The sequence below is a fragment of the Streptomyces sp. NPDC051576 genome (assembly GCF_040681835.1).
Taxonomy (GTDB): Bacteria; Actinomycetota; Actinomycetes; order Streptomycetales; family Streptomycetaceae; genus Streptomyces.
The window spans coordinates 1-19,998 of record NZ_JBFAZO010000021.1 but is presented as its reverse complement, the minus strand read 5'-3'; the positions used below and the strand labels follow the sequence as shown (position 1 = coordinate 19,998).

At 67.9% G+C, this 19,998-nt stretch carries 9 protein-coding genes; 5 read left to right on the top strand and 4 right to left on the bottom strand.

Features of this window, described 5'->3' with window-relative positions:
* Window positions 1-3: 3 nt before the first annotated feature.
* The gene (locus tag AB0M63_RS43780) at window positions 4-7,509 is read right to left on the bottom strand and encodes a ricin-type beta-trefoil lectin domain protein (RefSeq protein ID WP_366023316.1); all 7,506 of its coding nucleotides are present in this window, start codon (window positions 7,507-7,509) and stop codon (window positions 4-6) included.
* 593 nt (window positions 7,510-8,102) lie between these two features.
* Here AB0M63_RS43780 and AB0M63_RS43775 point away from each other — a divergent pair.
* Window positions 8,103-11,492 (top strand): DNRLRE domain-containing protein, encoded by a 3,390-nt coding sequence (locus AB0M63_RS43775; RefSeq protein ID WP_366023315.1) that lies wholly within the window; start codon window positions 8,103-8,105, stop codon window positions 11,490-11,492.
* 22 nt (window positions 11,493-11,514) lie between these two features.
* Here the strand turns inward: AB0M63_RS43775 and AB0M63_RS43770 are convergent, their stop codons facing one another.
* From AB0M63_RS43770 to AB0M63_RS43760, 3 genes are all read right to left on the bottom strand, one after another.
* Complete coding sequence (locus AB0M63_RS43770; RefSeq protein ID WP_366023314.1) at window positions 11,515-12,048, bottom strand: flavin reductase family protein; 534 nt, start codon at window positions 12,046-12,048, stop codon at window positions 11,515-11,517.
* 149 nt (window positions 12,049-12,197) lie between these two features.
* Window positions 12,198-13,355 carry an acyl-CoA dehydrogenase family protein gene (locus AB0M63_RS43765; RefSeq protein ID WP_355909583.1) on the bottom strand — a complete coding sequence of 386 codons (1,158 nt, stop codon included), beginning with the start codon at window positions 13,353-13,355 and terminating at the stop codon, window positions 12,198-12,200.
* Between the two features lie 164 nt (window positions 13,356-13,519).
* Entirely contained in the window at window positions 13,520-13,987 is a 468-nt protein-coding gene (locus AB0M63_RS43760; protein ID WP_355909580.1) for an RDD family protein, read from the bottom strand.
* 198 nt (window positions 13,988-14,185) lie between these two features.
* Here AB0M63_RS43760 and glnA point away from each other — a divergent pair, with 198 nt between their 5' ends.
* The 4 genes from glnA to AB0M63_RS43740 all read left to right on the top strand — a co-directional run bounded on the left by glnA (window position 14,186) and on the right by AB0M63_RS43740 (window position 19,748).
* Window positions 14,186-15,595 carry a type I glutamate--ammonia ligase gene (gene glnA, locus AB0M63_RS43755; RefSeq protein ID WP_355909577.1) on the top strand — a complete coding sequence of 470 codons (1,410 nt, stop codon included), beginning with the start codon at window positions 14,186-14,188 and terminating at the stop codon, window positions 15,593-15,595.
* A gap of 450 nt (window positions 15,596-16,045) precedes the next feature.
* Complete coding sequence (locus AB0M63_RS43750) at window positions 16,046-16,411, top strand: hypothetical protein (protein ID WP_366023313.1); 366 nt, start codon at window positions 16,046-16,048, stop codon at window positions 16,409-16,411.
* Between the two features lie 2 nt (window positions 16,412-16,413).
* Complete coding sequence (locus AB0M63_RS43745) at window positions 16,414-17,565, top strand: caspase family protein (protein WP_366023341.1); 1,152 nt, start codon at window positions 16,414-16,416, stop codon at window positions 17,563-17,565.
* Window positions 17,566-18,194: 629 nt separating this feature from the next.
* Entirely contained in the window at window positions 18,195-19,748 is a 1,554-nt protein-coding gene (locus AB0M63_RS43740) for a hypothetical protein (RefSeq protein WP_366023312.1), read from the top strand.
* Window positions 19,749-19,998: the final 250 nt, after the last annotated feature.

Here is a 19,998-nt window from a genome sequence, read left to right as displayed (position 1 = left end):
CTCCTACACCTTTCCGATACTCCGATAGTAGGTCATCATTTCGAGAATTCCCTTGTTGAAGTAACCGGGATCATTGTACTGGAGTTGCCCGATTCGTCGCATATCCCAAATATCCATCGCCAGTACGGTTCGAAAAGGAAGGCTTGCATCACGCCGCTTGGTCCCTCCACCCCGACCGCCGTATGTGCGAGTGAGCTTGTGATCTGCCTCCTTCATCACAACCGCACCGCCATCGTTTCTCGGCAGATGAAGGAGCGCGTCCTGAGGCATGTGATGCGGGGTGAGACCGTCGCCGGGCGTTCCGGGATCAAAATCACCGAAGCGCCCTCCCTGGTTTTCCGCGACCACCTTGCACGTATTGTGTACAAGTACCGCAGCGTCTACTCCCGGAGCCTTCACATAGTAGGTGTGGAGATCCGCGATGGTCAGGTTGTACGTGCGGACATGGTCCGTGTACGCGCGGTTGGCCGTGACAGTGGCCTTGGTGCCGTCGGCGGTTTCCAAGGTCATGCCTGGAGCGAGGTCTGCGGCTCCCAGCCAGGTGTGCTCCGACTCGGACCAGAAGGGATGTTCCGCGGTGGCGGTGATCTTCTCGGGGCCGTCGGGGGTGGTGATGGTGAGCTCGTTGAGCTCCTTGTCGCCCTCGGTGGTGATGAGGGACGTGACTTCCTCGGCGGTCTTTTCGCCGGTCTCCGGGTCCGTGGACAGAACCTTGTCGCCGAGTTCGACGTCCTCGATCGCCTTGGTGGAGCCGTCGGCGAGGAGGACCAGGGTTCCGGCGAGGAAGCAGTTCGCCGGCTTCTTGCCGAGGACCTTCTGTGCGACCGCGACCGCCTTCTGCCCCAGCCCCGTCTTCGCCAGGGCCTTGGCGCCCGCGCCGATGCCTGCGCCCGCCGCTCCGCCGACCGCGCCGACGGCCGCTCCGATGCCGCCGGCCTTCAGATAGCCGCCAAGGCTGTGGTCCGCGTTGTCGTCAACGGCGTTGCCGACCAGGCCGCCCGCGAAGCCGGCGACGGCTCCGCAGCCCGCGGCCAGGGCGAGGCCGGCTCCGCCGGTGGCGGCGCCTGCCGCGCCCGCGACGCCGTAGCAGGCGGCGCCGACCGCGACCTCGACGGTGAACGTGATGATCTCGGTCTTGTGCTTCTCCAGCCAGTTGCCGGCCTTGCACCACCAGTTGCACTCGGGGGCCGGCTTGGTGACCGTGACCGTCTTGGTGACGGTGACCGTGACGGTCTGGGAGCCGGAGCTGCTGTCCGTTCCCGTGCCACCGCCTCCGCCTCCGCTGCCGGACTTGTACTCGGGACAGGCCGGGTTGCTCAGACTGGGGCAGCCGACGTAGGTGCCGCCACCGCTGCCGCCTTGTGCCGGTACCGCCACCATGCCGCTCGGATCCGCGTACGAGACAGGGCTGTTGTTGCTGTACGCGTAGCCGTTCAGGGAGAGCGGGTCGGCGATGTCGAGGACCGGGTCGGCCGAGAGGAAGCGGCCGGTTTCCGGGTCGTACTCGCGGGCGCCGAGGTGGATCAGACCGGTGGTGTTCTCGTCGGTGCCGCCGATGTACGCGCGGTGCAGGGCCCAGGTGTTGCTGGTGGAGCGTTCGACACCGAAGGGGTCGGTCTTGGTGCGTTTGACCTCCTGGCCCGAGGCCAGGGCGATGGTGAAGAGGGTGGTGCCCTGGTGGTCGGGGATCAGGGCCAGGAGGGAAGTGGTGGTCGAGCCTCGGGTGGAATGGCGGAGCACGCTCGGCGTACCCGCCTGGGAGTACGTCCGCTGGGAGTAGGAGACGGCGCCGTTGACGTCCGTGGACAGTTCCTGGCCGTCCAGGTACAGGGTGTGGCTGCCGGCCGTGGTGGTGATCAGGCGGTTGCCGGCCGCGTCGTAGAGATAGGTGGTGTCGTCGCCGAGGGTCCAGGTCTGCGGGCTGGTGCCGTTGCAGGTGTAGAGCTGGAGGTCCTTGCCGGTGGTGTAGTCGGCGTTGGGTACGTCGAGGCACTTGCCGGAGGCGACGTGCTTGAGGGTGTTCGAACTGGTCGCCGTCCACTGCTGGTTGGCCGCGCCGGTGCAGTCGGCGATGACGATCGCGGTGTTGTTGGCGGTGGCGCCGCCCGCGGGCATCACGCAGTGGCCGAGGACCTTGAGCGCGCCGGTGGACGGATCGGTCCCGGAGGCGGTCGCGTCGATGCGCAGCCGCTGCGGCTTGGTGCCGTTGCAGGTGTAGAGCTGTAGGGCGGTGCCCGCGGTGGTGGAACCGTTCGACAGGTCCAGGCACTTGCCGGACGGGTTGACCGCCTGGCCCTCGCCCTCCGCGCCGAAGCCGGAGACCGTCTCGACCTTGCCGTCCCAGGTCCAGGTCAGCTTCTGGGTGTCGCCCCCGTACATCCGGGTCGTCGCGTTGCCCGAAGCGTCGTAGCCGAGGCTCGCGACCGAGTCCACGGTCGAGGAGTCGGCGGTGATCGACGTCAGGGTGTGCGGCTGGGCGATGACGCCGGAGCCGGACGGGTCGATGCCGTACTCGTACGACGTGGTGACGTCGAGGGTGGCGTCCGCGACCGTCGAGCCGTTCACCAACTCGACGGAGTGGTCCACGAGTTGGTCGCGGTTGCCGATCGCGTCGTAGTGGTACGTCTGCCAGTAGCCGTCGCCGTCCGCGGTGGCCGTGACGCCGTTCGGGGCGCCGGCCGAAGTCACCGCGCAGGTCGTCGAGTTGGATGTCCAGGCCTGTGACAGTTGGCCGAGCACGTCGTAGGTGAAGCACTGCCGGTCCGTCTTGACCGTGGTGGCGTCGTCGTCGGCCGTGGCCGGCACGGTGTCGGTGAGGATGGTGATGTTGCCGGCCGCGTCGTAGGTGTACGTGCGGTCGTCGACCCGGTGCGCGTCGGCGGTCTCCCGGTCGGTGACCGTCCGGTCGAGCTGTCCGGTGCTCTCGTCGTAGACGTTGGTCGTCCACACGCGGTAGGGCTGTTCGCCGGTGACCGCGCGCAGGACCTCGCCGTAGGGCGAGTAGTCGACCTCGGCGGTGTACCAGTCCTCACCCGAGGTGGAGACGGCGAGCCCGTCGCCGTCGTAGCGGGTGACGACCTCCTCCTGCGCGATGCCGCCGACCGCCGGGACCGTCGTCGAGGCGAGCTTGCCGGTCGCGGTGTACGTGTAGCCGTAGGTGTAGGTGCCGGACAGGCCCTTGGTGGCGTCCGCCTCCGGGATCGTGACCGACTTGCCGGTGGGCCGGTACTCCTTGTCGTAGCCGGTGACGGCGGTCGTGTACTCCTTGCCGCCGGTGTAGCGGGTCGACTTGGCGGGCTGGCCGAGGGCGCCGGAGACGGTGTCGTAGGTGAAGGCCGTCAGCGGGGTGCCGGTGGAGCTGTCGAGCCGCTGGCCGGTGGTGCGGCCGAGCGCGTCGTAGCCGGTCCAGACCGTGATGTTGTCGGCGTTCTTCGTCGTCAGCGGACGGTCCAGGTCGTCGTACGTCGTGATCGTCGTGCCCGTGTCGGGGTCGACCGTCTCCGTCTGCCGACCGCGCGCGTCGTACTCCCACCGCCAGGTGTTGCCGTCGGCGTCCGTCGCGGATTCCTGGTTGCCGCGGGCGTCGTAGGTGTACGCGGTGGAGGTGAAGCCCGCCAGGGCGTCCGTGTAGTGGTCGACGCGGACGGCGCGGCCGAGTTGGTCGGTGTAGGTGCGGGTGGAGGCGGCGCCGGTGGGGGCGGTCACCTTGGTGTAGTCGTAGCCGTACTCGTACGTGGTCCGCTTGGCGGTCTTGGCGCTGCCCGCCTCGTACGGGGTGACGGTGAGCGGGCGGTCCATGCCGTCGTACGTCGTGACGGTCGAGGAGCGGAAGACGAAGTCGCTGACCGGCTCGAAGAGTTCACCGGTCGGCTCGCCCTTGGCGAGGTAGGCGCCGTCGACCCGGCGGACCGTGCCGCTGGAGTTGTAGTGGGTGTCGGTGATCAGCCGGCCGCCGCCGGCCGCCTCGGTCTGGGTCTGGCGGACGCGGCCGAGGCCGTCGTAGAGGGTGACGGAGTCCTCGTACGTGCCGTTGTCGCGCAGCGTGTAGCCGGTGACGGCCGTGGGCTCGCCGGCCGTGACGTCGTAGGCGTACTTCGTCGCCGGGGAGTCGGTGTCCGGGTCCTGGGACGCGGTCCACATGGCGGTGGCGCGGCCGAGTGCGTCGTAGGCGTACGTGGTGGTGTTGCCGTTGACGTCGGTGGTGGTCAGGGCGGTGCCGCGGCCCGGGTCGACGGTCGTGGTGGAGGTGTGGCCGAGGGCGTTGGTCGCGGTGGTGGAGTAGACCTGGCCGGTGGTGGGCGAGTACGTCGTCCTCGCCTGGTTGTCGCCGGCGTCCGTCACCGTGGCGACCCGGCCGTAGTCGTCGTACGTCGTGGTGGACGTACGGGTCCAGCCGTCGCCGGTGCCGTTGACCGTCCAGGTCTTCGTGGCGAGGCCGTAGGTGGGGGCGGTGCCGTAGTCGGCGCCGTCGTACGCGGTGCGGGTGCCGGAGACCACGTCGGCGGCGGTCGCGGCGGCGTACGCCGAGCAGCGGCCGGTCGTGGTTCTGACCTGCTTGACCGCGCCGATGATGTGCTGACTGGTGTTGTTCAGGTACTCGTTGACCGTGCAGGTCTCGTCCCCGGTGACGCCGGTGTCGCCCTCGGAGTCGATCTGGGTGGGCAGGCCGTTGGAGTCGTAGGTGGTGGAGACGCGGACCAGGGCGGAGGTGCGGGTGTCGTCGCCGGTGCCCGAGATCCGGTTGTAGGTGTCGGTGTGGGCGGTCTGGACGCGGTACGACATCAGGTCCGGGATGCCGTTGTCGCGGGACCTGTTGCCCAGTTCGACCGCGGTGGGGTAGGTCACCGTCCGGGTCGGCCCCATGGCCGTGTCGGTGGCCTTGTTGAAGGTGATGGTCTCGGCGACCGCGCCCTGGAAGGCGGGGTGGTCGTCCGCGATCTTCGTCCCGTACCAGGCGTAGACCGAGACGTCCCGCACGCCCTGGCTGCCCGGCAGTGGATCGCCGTCCATGCCGCGGAAGTAGCGGGTCGCGGACTTGGACTGGACGGTGCCCTCGGCGGAATCCGTCTTGCCGTGTGTCGTGTAGACCAGCCCGTAGCCGTGCCACTGGTCGTACGTGCGCGTCTTCTTCTTGGAGAACTCGGTCTGGTTCAGGGCCCAGGCCCCGCCGCCGTCGTACGTGTAGCCGGTGACGACGTCCGGGACGCCGTCCACCCGGGGCTTCTCGGTGACGGAGGTGACGACGTACTTGTTGAACCAGTCGATGGTCTCCTGGGCCGGGTCGGGCGACCAGTAGACGGGATAGCACAGCCCGGTGTTCTCCTCCGGCTTGGGGAAGCCGGACCCGGTCGAACAGGCGCCTGTCGGCGTCGAGTAGTCGACGTCGATCTCGCCGCCGTACTCGGTGACGATCCGTCGGATGCGCAAGCGGTCGAAGGCGGGGCGGGGGTCGTCGGCGCCCTCCACCACGCGGTTGGGCATGGGGGCGTTGTTGTGCGAGAACTCCACCGACGCCATGGGCTCGCTGTCGCCGTCCGGGGCGTCCGCGTCCGGGCCGAAGCCGGTGCGGGTGACGGACTCCAGCCAGAGCGGGGGCGAGGTGTCGGTGAGGGTCTTGGGGAAGGACTGGGCCAGCGTGTAGCTGTCGACCTTGTAGAGGGAGGTGTCGCCCTTGGTCCGCTGGGCCTTGGTGGTGACGGAGTACAGGCGCAGGTTGGAGAAGAAGGTCGGCGAGCCCACGTAGCAGTTCTCGTCCGGGTCGGCGCAGTACAGGTCGGCCGGGGTGTCGTACCAGTACTGGTTGAGGCCGGGGTCACCGGACGTGAGGTTCGCGTCGGTGCAGACCGCTCCGTCGGCGGTGAAGCAGCGCTGCCGGGTGGTGAAGTCGATCTCGGCGACCGGTTCGGCGGTGTAGAGCGTGGAGAGGCGCTGGCCGTACTCGATGCGGTCGAGGGTGCTCGCGCGGTGGTAGTAGGTGGGCGAGGAGTAATTGCTGTTCTTGGCGTAGTAGTTGCCCTGGCGGTCCCACCACAGGGACATGACGTTGTTCTGGGGGTCGACGACGAAGTCGAGGTTCCAGCGCCAGGCCTGCTTGCAGAACGAGTCCTTGAAGGCCGCGTGGTAGCAGGGCTCGCCCACCTGGTTGCCGGCGACCGGCACGGTGAGGACGGAGTCGGTGGTCTCCTTGCCCGAGGTCCAGCCGCCGGCGGTGTTGCGGCCGAAGTAGTACTTGGTGCCGTCCCGCGCGGTGATGCGCCAGTACTCGCCCTCGTTGTCGCCGTTGTCGACGTCGCTCGCGGTGAGCAGGTCCACCTTGGAGCCGTCGCCGTCGGCGGTCGTCCACACCCCTGTCTCGTCGTCCTTGACGAGTTCCGTGGTACTGCCGCCGAGGCTCAGCACCGCGTTGTCGGAACCCCAGCACAGGTCGCCGCTGTCGATGCCCTTGTTGTTGGCGTCGTCGCCGGTGTCGTCGGCGCAGGAGCGGTAAGTGGTCTCGATGGAGCCGGAGTTGTAGTCCCAGCCGTCGCCGACCCAGGAGGCCTGGTTGTTGGAGACGGACGTACGGCCGTCCACGACCTGGGAGTTGTACTGGAAGGCGACCGTCGGGGTCGGACCGGCCGGGACGGTCGGGGAGGTCAGCGAGTACGTGTAGGTGAAGGCGCCCGAGGAGCCGCCGGCCGACCAACTCCCGGCGCTGGCAAGGGGGGTTGCGGTGAAGTCGCCCTTGGCACCGGAGCCGGAGTCGATGGCGGCGACGACCGCTGAACCGGAGGACGAGGACGCCTCGGGGAGCAGGGTCTTCAACGCACCGCCGCTGGAGGCGTTCTCGCGGTAGACGGCGTCGCTCACGGTGCCGTCGCCACCGGTCGCGGACGCCGTGGACGCCGTCGCGCTCGCGGACAGACCGGTGACATCGAGGGCGGCGGTCGCGCGGCCGGTGTCGTCGTCGTTCTCGGTGGTCAGGTAGGTGGCGTCCGTGCAGCCCTCGGTGTCGGGGGTGGTGAGGAAGCAGGCCGGCAGTTGCACGAGCTGCATCCGGTCGGCCCAGTCGGCGCTGTAGAGCTGCTCGAACTCGCTGTAGTCCAGGGCGATGTCGACCTCGCCCGTGGCGTTCGCGGGCGGGGTGACGGTGAGCAGTACGCCCTTGACCTCGGCGGCGTCCGTCTGGGTGGCGGAGGCGAGTTCGACGCCCCAGTCACCGGCGAGCGCGGCTGCCTGCGCGCTGGTCGCGTCCTCGGGGGCGCCGACCAGGACGGGCAGGTCACCGGCCTGGACGAGAGTGCCGGGGGTGGGCGAGGAGAGAGCGGCGGCGGCCTCGCCCCCGGCCGGTGCCTCGGGGTTGGCCGGTTCGTACTCGACCGGCTCGACGGTTCCCTCGCCCGTCAGTTCCTCCAGGTCACCGGTCTCGGCGTCCGCCGCGGTCGCCTCGGTCTGGAGGTCGATGAGGTCGACGTCGGCGCGGCCGTCTCCCGGGGGAAGCGCGAAGGCCTGGGCCGGGAGGAGCGCCACGAGCAATGCGATCGCGACGGCGAATCCAATGCGTGTCCGGGTGCGGGTACGCCGACTCCAGAACTCCAGAGGTCTCCGGAAAAAGGCAGCACGACGCACGGAACAACCCCCCGATGAGACGGGCCGGAGATTGAATTCGGACCCGTGGAAAAACTCGTTGTCAGTGAGCGGAACTTTGAGTCGGAGCCGACTGGATGTCAACTCAACTTCTCCATATGTGCACTTGATCACTACACAGACATGGACACATGGGACCTACCTGCATATTTGGGCCCACTTGCACCCCTGAACTGCCAACTCTCGACCACGGGATGCCCACGCACCCCCCATCGAGGCACCAAGTACGGGTAGCGCGCAGACCAACAATGAGTCATGATCTGCCCGCACATCACCTTCACATCCCTTACGGATGAAGCCGGTTCACTGGTTTTTCACAGGATTCTCATAGCGCTGCTTGGCGTGCGTTCATTTTCTGGTTTTCCCTGCCCGGGAAATCCAACGGGAGGGGAAAGCGCCCTATGGGCATTCGACAGCGGATACCACTTCGGATTCCACGTGGCAGAAAGGGAGTTGCCCTGACTTCGGCCGCCTTGGTGGCGGCGTTGGGGCTGGCGGCCCTGCCCCTCCTCGACACCGACGCCACCGCCCCCGGTACCGCCCGAGCGGACACGTCGAACAAGGCGCCGCTGGACGAGGACACCGCGCAGGACAGGGCCCGTAGCACCCGGAAGCGGGTGGAGGTCACCGCACTGCGCACCGCCACGACCACCACGTACGCCCTGCCCGACGGCCGGTTCGAGTACCAGGCGCACACGGCGGCGATCCGCGCGCGGGTGGACGGCGAGTGGCGGGCCATCGACACCACGCTCGCGCGGACCCGCGACGGCGACTGGAAGCCGAAGGCCACCAACAGTCCGGTGGTGTTCTCGGGCGGCGACAGCGCTGGATCACGCGCGGCACGCGACGCTCGCCGGGCCGTGCTCACCACGGACACCGAGGACACGGCCGAAACCACCGTGACCGGGAGCGAGTTGGTGTCCTTCACCAGTGAGGGCCACACCCTGACCCTCACCTGGCCCGGCAGCGTCCCCGAGCCGGTGATCCAGGACGACCGTGCCCTGTACCCGGACATCCTCGACGGCGTGGACCTTCTCCTCACCGCGCGCGACACCGGCTTCTCGCACGTCCTGATCGTCAAGACCCGTGCCGCCGCGGCGAGTTCGGCCCTGAAGAAGCTCACCTACGGCCTGACCTCACCGGACCTGACCTTCACCGCCGACCCGACGACCGACGCGGTGACCGCGAAGGACGCCGACGGCACGGAGATCGCGGTCTCCCCCACGCCGTACATGTGGGACTCCGCGGGCAGACCCGACACCACCGCGGGCGCCGACCCCGAACCGTCGGCCCCCGTCGACGAGGTCCCCTCCCCGTCGTACTCGGAGGAAGAGGGCGCGGAGATCGGCGAGGAGACCGACGCCCCCTCGGACAGCGAGGACACGAGCGCGCCGACGGCCGACCCCTCCGCCGACACGGAATCCTCCGACACAGGCGCCTCCAGCACGGACTCCCCCGGCCCGGAGAGCGATACCGCCACCCCGTCGCCGGCCGCGTACCGCACCGCCAACTCCCCGGTCGTACAAGCCGCTTACCGCACGTCGACCGCCCTCACCACCGACGAGGTCCTCTCCCTGGACGGTCTCGCGGGCCCCGGCATCGGCGGCACCACCGCGATCGCCGACGCCGCCCTGAGTGACAGTGACAACGCTGACGGCGGAGGCCACACGGCGACCCTCACCGTCACCCCGGACGCCGACTTCCTCGCCTCCGAGGACACCGAGCTGCCCCTCTTCATCGACCCTCCCTTCGTCGGCCACAAGGAGGCCTGGACCACGGCGTACACCCGCTACCCCGGGTCCAGCTTCTGGAACGGCACCAACTTCAACGACGGTACGAGCGAGGCGCGCGTCGGCTACGAGTCGACGACGTACGGCAAGTCGCGTTCGTTCTTCCGGCTCGACTGGAGCCCGTCCCTGAAGGGGGCGCAGATCACCTCGGCCTCGATCACCGCGCTGGAGACGTACTCCTGGTCCTGCAACGGCCGTACCGTCCAGTTGTGGGAGACCGGCGCCATCTCCTCGAAGACGACCTGGAACAACCAGCCGTCCTGGAAGAACCAGATCGACTCCAAGGACCTGGCGCACGGCTACAGCAGTTCCTGTCCCGACGACTACGTGAAGTTCGACGCCAAGTCACTCGCCCAGGACGCGGCGGACGGCGGCTGGGACAAGATCACCATCGGGCTGAAGGCGGCCTCGGACGGTGAGGACGACGCGGGTGCCTGGAAGAAGTTCAAGGCGACCGGCGACCACTCCCCGTACATCAAGGCGTACTACAACCGGAAGCCGGCCACTCCTAGTTCGCTCACCATGACCCCGGGTCCGGACTGCGACCGTACGTCCCCGTACGCGCACGTGGGCAAGTCGGATCTGGTCTTCGCGGCGACCTCCTCCGACAAGGACGGCAATCTGGCGTCCTTGGACTTCGAGTTGTGGCGCACCGGCTACGGCGACAGCAAGATCCTCGACAAGACGCTGACCACCGACGCCGCCGGCCACGCCTCGACCACGGTCGCCTCGTCCAAGTTCACCAACGGCTACACCTACTCCTGGCGGGTGCGTGCCCTGGACGCCGAGGGGGCGGGGTCCGCCTACGCGCCCACCGCCGATCCACTGGTCTGCCGCTTCGTCTACGACAGTGACGCCCCGAACTCCCCGAAGGTCTCCTCCACCGACTTCCCCGAGGCGGACGACAACGGCAGCGTCTGGTCGAAGGTGAAGTTCGGCACCGCCGGCTCCTTCGCGTTCGCGCCGGACGCCGACACCGACGTCACGAAGTTCGAGTACTCCTTCAACTCCACCGCCTACTCCGGCAGCAAGACCGTCACCGCGGGCGCCTCCGGGACCGTCTCGCTCAAGCCCCCGGTCGCCGGCCCGAGCATCCTGTACGTACGGGCCGTCGACTCCTCGGGCAATGTCTCGGAGGGCACCAAGTACCTCTTCTACGTCACCCCGCGGGACACCGCCGACGCCGTCGGCGACACCACCGGGGACGGCAAGCCCGACCTGCTGCTGATCGACGAGAACGGCAACCTGCGCCTGTATCCGGCCAGTTCGACCGGCGATCTGCACGTCAGCCTGGACGCGGCGCACCGGGCGGGGGTCCCGCTGGTCGACAATGACGAGAGCGGGTACTGGAAGTCGGCCACCGACAACTCCCCCGCCCTGATCGCCCACGGCGGCGACCTGCTCCCCGGCGACGGCGCCACCGACCTGATCGCCCGGATGCCGGACGGGAACCTGTACGCCTACCGGGGCGACGGCTACGGCAGCGTCGACGTCTCACGGCGCATGTCGGTCCGGCTGCCCGCCGGCTCCCCCGACCCGGCGACCTTCACCCAGGTGATCCTCGGCGACTACAACCTGGACAGCCGCCCCGACCTGTTCGCCACCACCAGCGGCGGCGCCCTGTGGGCGTTCAGCGGCTACACGGGGGCGACCTTCTCGGCCGCCACGCAGATCTCCGCCACGGCCTGGGCCGTACGTGACCTGGTGAGCATCGGCGACCACAACAAGGACGGCGAACCCGACCTGCTCTGGCGCTCCGGTTCCTCCGGAAACCTCTACGTCCGCTACGGCATCGCGGAGAGCGGCGGCGGCTCCACCATCGCGTCGCTCTCGACCGCGGCCGGTTCCCTCACCGGCGTCGACACGACGTACGCCACCGGCTGGACCGAGACCGCGAAGCCGACGCTCCATTTCTACGGCACCCCCGACGTCACCGGGGACGCCATCCCGGACATCTGGGCGCTGAACAGTGACGGGAGCGTCGACATTTACGCGGGTGGCGGGGCGGCGATCGGCACCGCCACCACGGTCATCAGCGCGAACACCACCTGGTTCGCCAAGCTGGCGCTCGGCTGATGTCCGCGCCTCCCGGCTCCGCTCAGGCCAGGGTCCTGAACGCCCGGTCGTAGTACACCATCGGGGAGCCCTCCCCGAGGCGCACACCCGTCACCCGGCCGATCAGGACCGTATGGTCCCCGGCCGGGTGCCGTGCGTGGGCCGTGCAGTCCAGTTCGGAGAGGGCGCGGTCGACCGTGGGCAGGCCGGCCGGGCTGTGGCGCAGGCCGCCGGAGGCGAACTTGTCGGTGCCCTTGGTGGCGAAGCGGACGGCGAGCGGGCGGTGGGCCGGGGCCAGCACGCTCACGGCGAAGCGGTCGCAGCGCTCGAAGGAGGGTGCCGAGTCCGCCGAGTTCGCCAGGCACACCAGGATCATCGGCGGCTCCAGCGAGACCGAGCAGAAGGAACTGGCCGTGAATCCGCGGGGAGTTCCGTCCTCGCAGCGCGTGGTCACGACCACGACACCCGAGGGGAAGCGGGCCATGGCCGCCCGGAAGTCCTCGGGCTCCACGGACTCCACGGACTCCAAGGACTCCAAGGCGAGTTCGGCTTCCAGTACTTCCTGACGCTCCGTCATGACGGTGCACCACCTGTCGGGCCTCCGGGGAGGCCGTCGCGGGTTCGGCGGCCTCGGAACGGCTCACCGACGGTGATCGAGATCGTCACCCGGGTTCAGATCGACTATGCGGCCCGCGACCGCGACCGGCAACCGGGAACGGGAGCGGCTCAGCGCGGGGCCGCCGCCGACAGCGCCCAGGCGCCGTAGGCCGCGCCCGTGGTCTCGAAGGAGAGCGCGACGTGCGAGGCGGCGCTGTTCACATCCCGCCAGAAGCGCTGCACGGGGTCGGACGAGGACTGTCCGGAGGTGCCGCCGGCGCGGAAGACCCGGTCGACGGCCGAGACCAGCAGTTCCACCGCCAGGGCGAGGTCCCGGGCGCCCCGGACCGCCTCCTCGCCCGCCGGCGGGCACTCGGTGCCGTCGGCGACCGCCGCCGTACGCAGGATCAGGAGTTCGGCGGCGTCCACCTCGGCCGCCGAGCGGGCCAGGGAGACCTGGGTCGCGGGCTTCTCGCCCATGGCCTGGCCCCGGCGGTCGACGCGCGACCCGGTCCGGGCGACCCAGGTCCGCAGCGCGCCCCGGGCGGCGCCGACCAGCGGAGCGGCGAACGGCAGGGCGTTCACGGCGTGCATCGGCACGATGTGGCAACGCGCGTCGGAGGCGGGCGCCCGGCCCGCGTGCACGGCCGAGCGGGACAGTGTCCGGTGCTCGGGCACGAAGGCGTCGGTCAGGAGGAGGGTGTCGCTGCCGGTCCCGCGCATCCCCACGGTGAACCAGCTGTCCTCGATGGTGAAGTCCGCCCTCGGCACCGCGAAGAACCGCACCTCGGGGCGCGCGTCAGGATCCACCGGGCCCTCGGCGGGTACGGCCGCGCAGGCGAGCGCCCAGTCGGCGAAGTGCACCCCGCTGATGTACTTCCACTCACCGCTCAGCCGCCAGCCACCGGCCACGGGCTCCGCCTTGCCGGACGGCATGAGCGCGCCGGCCAGCAGCGCGTCCGGTCCGTCCGCCCAGATCTCGGCCTGTCCCTCCTCGGGCAGGAAGGCCGCGTACCGCCCGGCGTAGGCGGCAAGCGAGGCAGCCCAGGCCGCCGAGGTACAGCCCTCCCCCACCAGGCCGACCGCCGAGGTCAGCTCGGTGAACCCACCGGCTTCGCCGCCATGGGCCGGCGGCACGAAGTGCCGGGCGAAGCCGGCCTCCCGTACCGCCTCGATCACCTGCGGGGAGAGCCGCCGGGCGGTCTCCGCCTCCTCCGCGCACCGGGCCGCGATCTCGGCGACCTTCGGCGCCCGGGTCACGATCGTCGACTTGTCGCCTTCTGACATCCTGGCCACCACTTCCGTCGGGAACGGCGACAGTGTCCAGGGCGCGGGACGCCAGGGAGGGGACACCGGGCCGTACGCGGCCCACCGTCACCCGCCCGGCGCGCCCGTTCTACGACGTAGGGGGCGCCCGGAGTGATCCGGGCGCCCCCTACGTCGTAGAAGAACTAGATCCGGACTTCCACGGTGCGCGCCAAGCGGTCGTGCAGGCCCCGCCCGTCGCGGTCCCAGATCAGGGCCGGGACGGCGACGCACAGCAGGGCGGTGCGGAGCAGGGCGCGCAGCGGGCTCGGGCGGCCGGTGTCGAGGGCTGCCACGCGGAGGCCGAAGAGGCGCTTGCCCGGGGTGAAGCCGATCGTGCCGACCGTGAGGGCGCTCAGGACGAAGAAGACGAGGAGGGCCCAGTTGCCGGTCGCCTGCCCGTAGCCGTCGGTGAGCAGGCCGTATGCGATCAGCAGGCACAGACCCCAGTCGACGGCGAGGGCACCGAAGCGGCGGCCGGGGCGGGCGATCGAGCCGGGTCCGTCCTCGGGCAGGCCCAGCTGCTCGCCGCGGTACCCGAAATCGACACCTGCCCGCTCAGCGGCCTCCCGGGGCCCGGAGAGCCACGAGCCGATTGCATCCCTGTTGTCCACCCGTCCACGGTACTGCCCGCGTTTTGCCATACGGACAGGAGGGGCCAGGCGGCGCGGGACCGGTTAACTTGGGCGAAACAAATGGGTCACGCCTGAGAAATCCCCCGTCCCTAAGGTCGGGTCCAGCGTGTGCCACCGCACTGGCCGCACGAACGAACTACCACCCCGGCACGGACGGTCGGGAGTAGGAGGAGCTGGATGTTCCAGAACGCCGACGAGGCCAAGAAGTTCATCGCGGACGAGGACGTCAAGTTCGTCGACGTCCGATTCTGCGATCTGCCGGGTGTGATGCAGCACTTCACACTGCCGGCGTCGGCCTTCGACCCGGACGAGGAACTCGCCTTCGACGGCTCCTCGATCCGCGGCTTCCAGGCCATCCACGAGTCCGACATGGCGCTCCGCGCCGACCTGTCGACCGCGCGCGTGGACCCCTTCCGCCGCGACAAGACGGTCAACATCAACTTCTTCATCCACGACCCGATCACGGGCGAGCAGTACTCCCGTGACCCGCGCAACGTGGCGAAGAAGGCCGAGGCGTACCTCGCCTCCACCGGCATCGCCGACACCGCGTACTTCGGTCCCGAGGCCGAGTTCTACGTCTTCGACAGCGTGCGCTTCGAGACCAAGTCGAACGAGTCCTTCTACCACATCGACTCCGAGGCGGGCGCCTGGAACACCGGTGCGGTCGAGGACAACCGCGGCTACAAGGTCCGCTACAAGGGCGGCTACTTCCCGACCCCGCCGGTCGACCACTTCGCCGACCTGCGCGCGGAGATCTCCCTGGAGCTGGAAGCCTCCGGTCTCCAGGTCGAGCGCCAGCACCACGAGGTGGGCACCGCCGGCCAGGCCGAGATCAACTACAAGTTCAACACGCTGCTCGCCGCGGCCGACGACCTCCAGCTCTTCAAGTACATCGTGAAGAACGTGGCCTGGCGCAACGGCAAGACCGCGACCTTCATGCCGAAGCCGATCTTCGGTGACAACGGCTCGGGCATGCACGTTCACCAGTCCCTGTGGACCGGCGGCCAGCCCCTCTTCTACGACGAGGCCGGCTACGCGGGTCTGTCGGACACCGCCCGCTACTACATCGGCGGCATCCTCAAGCACGCGCCCTCCCTCCTCGCCTTCACCAACCCGACGGTGAACTCGTACCACCGCCTGGTCCCGGGCTTCGAGGCGCCGGTCAACCTGGTGTACTCGCAGCGCAACCGCTCGGCCGCGATGCGTATCCCGATCACGGGCTCCAACCCGAAGGCCAAGCGCGTCGAGTTCCGCGCGCCCGACTCCTCCGGCAACCCGTACCTCGCCTTCTCGGCCCTGCTCCTCGCGGGCCTGGACGGCATCAAGAACAAGATCGAGCCGGCCGAGCCGATCGACAAGGACCTCTACGAGCTGGCCCCCGAGGAGCACGCGGGCGTCGCCCAGGTCCCGACCTCCCTCCCGGCCGTCCTCGACCGCCTCGAGGCCGACCACGAGTTCCTGCTCGCGGGCGACGTCTTCACGTCCGACCTGATCGAGACGTGGATCGACTACAAGCGCACGAACGAGATCGCGCCGCTGCAGCTGCGTCCGCACCCGCACGAGTTCGAGCTGTACTTCGACGTCTAAAACGCAGGGTCGGGTGACCTTGGCCGGAGGCGCGGAAACGTGACGTGACCTGCGGGAACATCATCCAGTGTTTCCAGTTGGTAGTGCCCGTTTCCCAGGTGACTGCGCACCCGGCCAGAGAGTTGCGTGACTCGTCATCAGCACAGCATTGAGGGCCGCCCCCTAGTAATCAGGGGGCGGCCCTCAATGCTGTGCTTGCCCCAGTCCGGATCCGCTCGTCTCCACCCTCGCCGGCCTACTCGGCGATTAGACCCCTGTACATCGCGTGACGGGTGCGGTCGAGAAGACCCATGAGGCAATCGGCCGACGATATCGAGCCGCCGCATAGATCCTTCTCCGTCTCCTTCTGTCACTTCACAGAGCGGTTGACCGAAGACAACCACTCCATGCGCGAACATGCCCGAACATGGTTGGGACCGCCAAGCCCGGAGTGCAGCAGTGGGGGATCACATGCGCGTTGAGATTCGTGTCGAGCCGGCGGATGACGAACTCCGCTCCCTGCTGGCCTGGCTCCGCCGCGACCCTGACATCCGTCGCACTGCCAGCGTGGAAATGTGCGAGCCAGCGCCGCGCGAGGGCGAGATGGGGGCAGTCGCCGACATCCTGCAGTTGATCACGGAGAACGGGTGGAGTGCCGCGAACTTCGCCCTGGCGCTTGCTGCTTGGAAGCAGACACGGCCGCGTGCCTCTCGCGTGACGATCCGGCACCACGACCTGGTTGACGCGTTGACTGACTGCAGTGACGAGGAGATCGAGCGAGTCACACGGCTGCTCCAAGAGGCCCGGCGGAACGACGAGGAGGGCTGGGCGGGTTGAGCGTGTTCCCAGATCCTGGCGCTTCGAGGGCGGTGTTGATCGGAACAAGCGCATACGACTTCCTCGAAGATCTTCCCGCCGTCTCCAACAACCTGACCTCCCTGGCCGAGCTGCTTACCGGACCCACGTCGTGGAGTCTCAGCAGAGACGACTGCGTTGTGCTTTCCAACCCTCCCAGCGCGACAGCAGCGATGAACTCCCTGCGCGATGCCGGCGCTACAGCCAGGGACACGCTGCTCGTGTACTACTCGGGGCATGGCCTGGTCACGCCAGACGGCGAGCTCTATCTAGGGTTGCCTCAATCGAAACAGCAGCGGGTCGAAACAGGTATTCCATACAGTTGGCTCCGTGCTGCTCTGCTGGAAGGGCGAGCTGAGCGGACGGTCGTCATTCTCGACTGCTGCTACGGCGGACTTGCTCTGGGAACTATGGGACCTTCGGAGTTGGCTGCCCAAGCTGACGTCGAAGGGACGTACTTGCTCGCCGCGGCCTCGGAGAACCGGCAGGCACTCGCTCCACCCGGGGAGTCACACACCGCATTCACCGGCGAGCTGCTCGCGATTCTCACAACCGGTATCCCTGGAGGCCCCGAGCGGCTGGATCTCGACAGCATCTTTCGTGAGCTGCGGAAGTCGCTCTCGGCAAAGGGCCGCCCAGTCCCCCAAGGCCGAGAGCGTAATAGCAACGGCCGACTCGCGCTGGGCTGGAATCCCGTCTTCAGCCGAACCCCCATGCCCAGTAACCCCATTGACAGAGATGGCGACCACCGCGCGTGGCCAGACCCTGCATCCATCCTCACTGTCGAAGGGTTCTTCAATGCGTTGAGACAGGTGCGGGTCACCAGCGCCCTCACGCACACAGCCATCAGTCACCGCTCCGGTGGACAAATCGCTACAGGAACGGTCGGCAGCCTCCTCAACCGCAAGGATCTGCCAAGGACATGGCGGACGACAGGCGTCTATCTGACCGCCTGTGGACTCCCTGACGGGCAGCTAAGCGACTGGCAGTCGTGCTGGGAACGACTGCGATCCGCACTCTCGGCCGGAAACGTGCCTGAGCCCGACAAGTCCCAGGACCAGGGCGTGAAGAACCGCGTTTCGTCCTCCTGGGGGCGAACCTTCCGAAAGCTAGCGGGACGGCGACCCAGTGATTGACTGGGCTGTCCGCTGAGGTTCCGGAGTCGTCTTGTCCCCGTCGCCGCCAAAGAGGCTGTTCCAGGCAGCGATCAGCAGAAGGATGCCGATCGCTACGACCCAGAACGTTGGCTTCTTGGCGTTGCTGGACACCGCCGTAGGCCGCACGTAGTGCGCCGCTCGGTAGTACCCTTTTCGCGTCTTCGCCATCGCGTACGTACCCCCGATTCAGTACTTTGCCAGGTCAGTTGAGGAGTGTGTCAGAGCATCCGCTCTGGCGACCGGCAGTTGAGGGGCAGCGGCCAGATCCGGTCGGCGCGTGGCGCTCTACCGCCTCTTGCCACAGCTGCGGCGGCATGATCGTGCGGTTCTCCTCGACCCAACGTGTAGCGACGTTCGTGCCAGTTGAGGGGCAAGGATCTTGTACAACCCGCCATCGCGCCGAGACAGCGGTGGTGGAATGAGCTATGTCCACGCCCCCGGCTCAATGGCCGCCAAACGCTCAGCAGTTATGGCACGCGATACGCGCAGGCCTGGCTGTGGATCTGTCCTCTCCTACGTCCGAGAACCCAACCGGGCAGGGCCGGGAGGTAGCTGCAGAAGCCATCACCCAACTCCTACTACAACCTCCGCCTCCGCAACCTGGTGCGGTGTCCCGACTACATCTGACCGGCGCCACCATCACAGGAAATCTGCGGCTGTCGCACGCGAGAGTTGAGATTCCTGTGGCCTTCACTGACTGCCGTTTCGACAACGCTGTCGACCTGAGCGACGCCTCACTCTGCTCTGTTGACCTTACTGGCTCTTCCCTTCCGGGCTTGAGTGCAGACAGGCTGCAAGTAGACGGGGATCTGAAGCTTGTCCGAACGGTTGGCGGAGCGGTATCTCTGTTCAGATCTGACATCACCGGTGACATGTGGCTCAACGGCGCCGAGTTGGTCAGCGAGGATTCCGGGTATGCCTTGCGTGCCCCCCAGCTACGCGTCGGCGGTGGCCTGTACGCGCGCGCCATCAACGCCGTGGGCGGGATCAACCTATGGGGCGCTCAGGCTTTCACCCTTGAGGTGACCAAAGGCTGTCTGAGCAGCACAGGTCATACAGCTCTTCGCTGCGATGGCCTCCGCATCACGCAGGATCTTCACTGTTCCGAACTGTCCGTTGACGGGGGCGGCATCTCTCTGTTTGGGGCGACGATCGGCGGTCAATGCTGGTTCACCGGAGCTGCAGTACGCAACGACACGGGCTGGGCTGTCAGTGCTCCTTCGGTAAGAGTTGGCGGAGGCATGTACGGCAACGGCATGAGAGCACACGGTGGCGTCAACCTTTTCGCTGCCACCATCGGAGAATCGATTGAACTCTCCGGCTGCACCCTCACATCGCATGGCAATCACGCACTACGCGCCCCAGGAGCGCACATTGAGGCAAACCTCGATTTGGGTGACGAGGCGACCATCGCGAGCGGCGTCACCCTGCCACGTGCTGAGATCAAGGGAACGCTGCGCTTGTCCGGCTCCGCATTCGGCGATGCGTCGACCATTGATCTGCAGCATGCAACCGTGGGCGTCCTGGTCATGACGTCGACCAACACGCAGGCCCCCATGTACGACCTTCGTGCCGCAGTCATCGGGCGTATCGACGATTCCCCCACTTCATGGCCACCGCGAATTGAGCTGGACGGGCTGAGCTATCAAGACCTCCGCCCTTTGCTGCCGGCTACCCAACGCCTGGCATGGATCGATCGCAGCAACGGATACAGCCCTCACGCGTACGAGCACCTGGCCGCGTACTACCGACAGCTTGGCCATGACGACGATGCCCGAACCGTGCAACTGGCCCGCCACCGAAGACGACGCGACTCCGCACAGATGCCAGCCCGACTCTGGGGGTACTTCGAAGACCTCACCGTCGGCTACGGCTACCGCCCGGGGCGCGCTCTCGTATGGCTCTTCGCCCTCACGACACTTGTCGCCATCGTCTTCGCCGCCATACCACCACAGCCGGTCCGCACCAACGGTCCGGCCTTCCAACCAGTCGCGTTCGCCCTCGACCTCATCTTGCCCGTCCTGGACCTCGGCCAGGAGAAAGCGTTCACGCCCTCCGGAAATACCGCATGGGTCGCCTGGGCGAGTGCGATAGCCGGTTGGCTCCTGGCTACCACCGTCATCGCCGGCCTCACTCGGCGCCTTTCCCGCTCCGGACACTGAACCTGACAAGAGGTGCACCGGATGTGCACCGGGCTTAGCAGCCACCGCTAATCACCGCAGGTCAGGGCCTCCTCTGAGTTCCACTTCGACCTGTGGCCGGACCAGCCCACAGCGATCTGAACTGGACCGAACCGACAGGTGGGGGCACCGTCGTACACTGATTCCTAATGCGGTTTGTCAAGCCGCGAGGGGACTGGGTGGGGTGAGCTCGTAGCGTCGTCCATCGCGTAGGAGTGCCCAGAGGACGTTC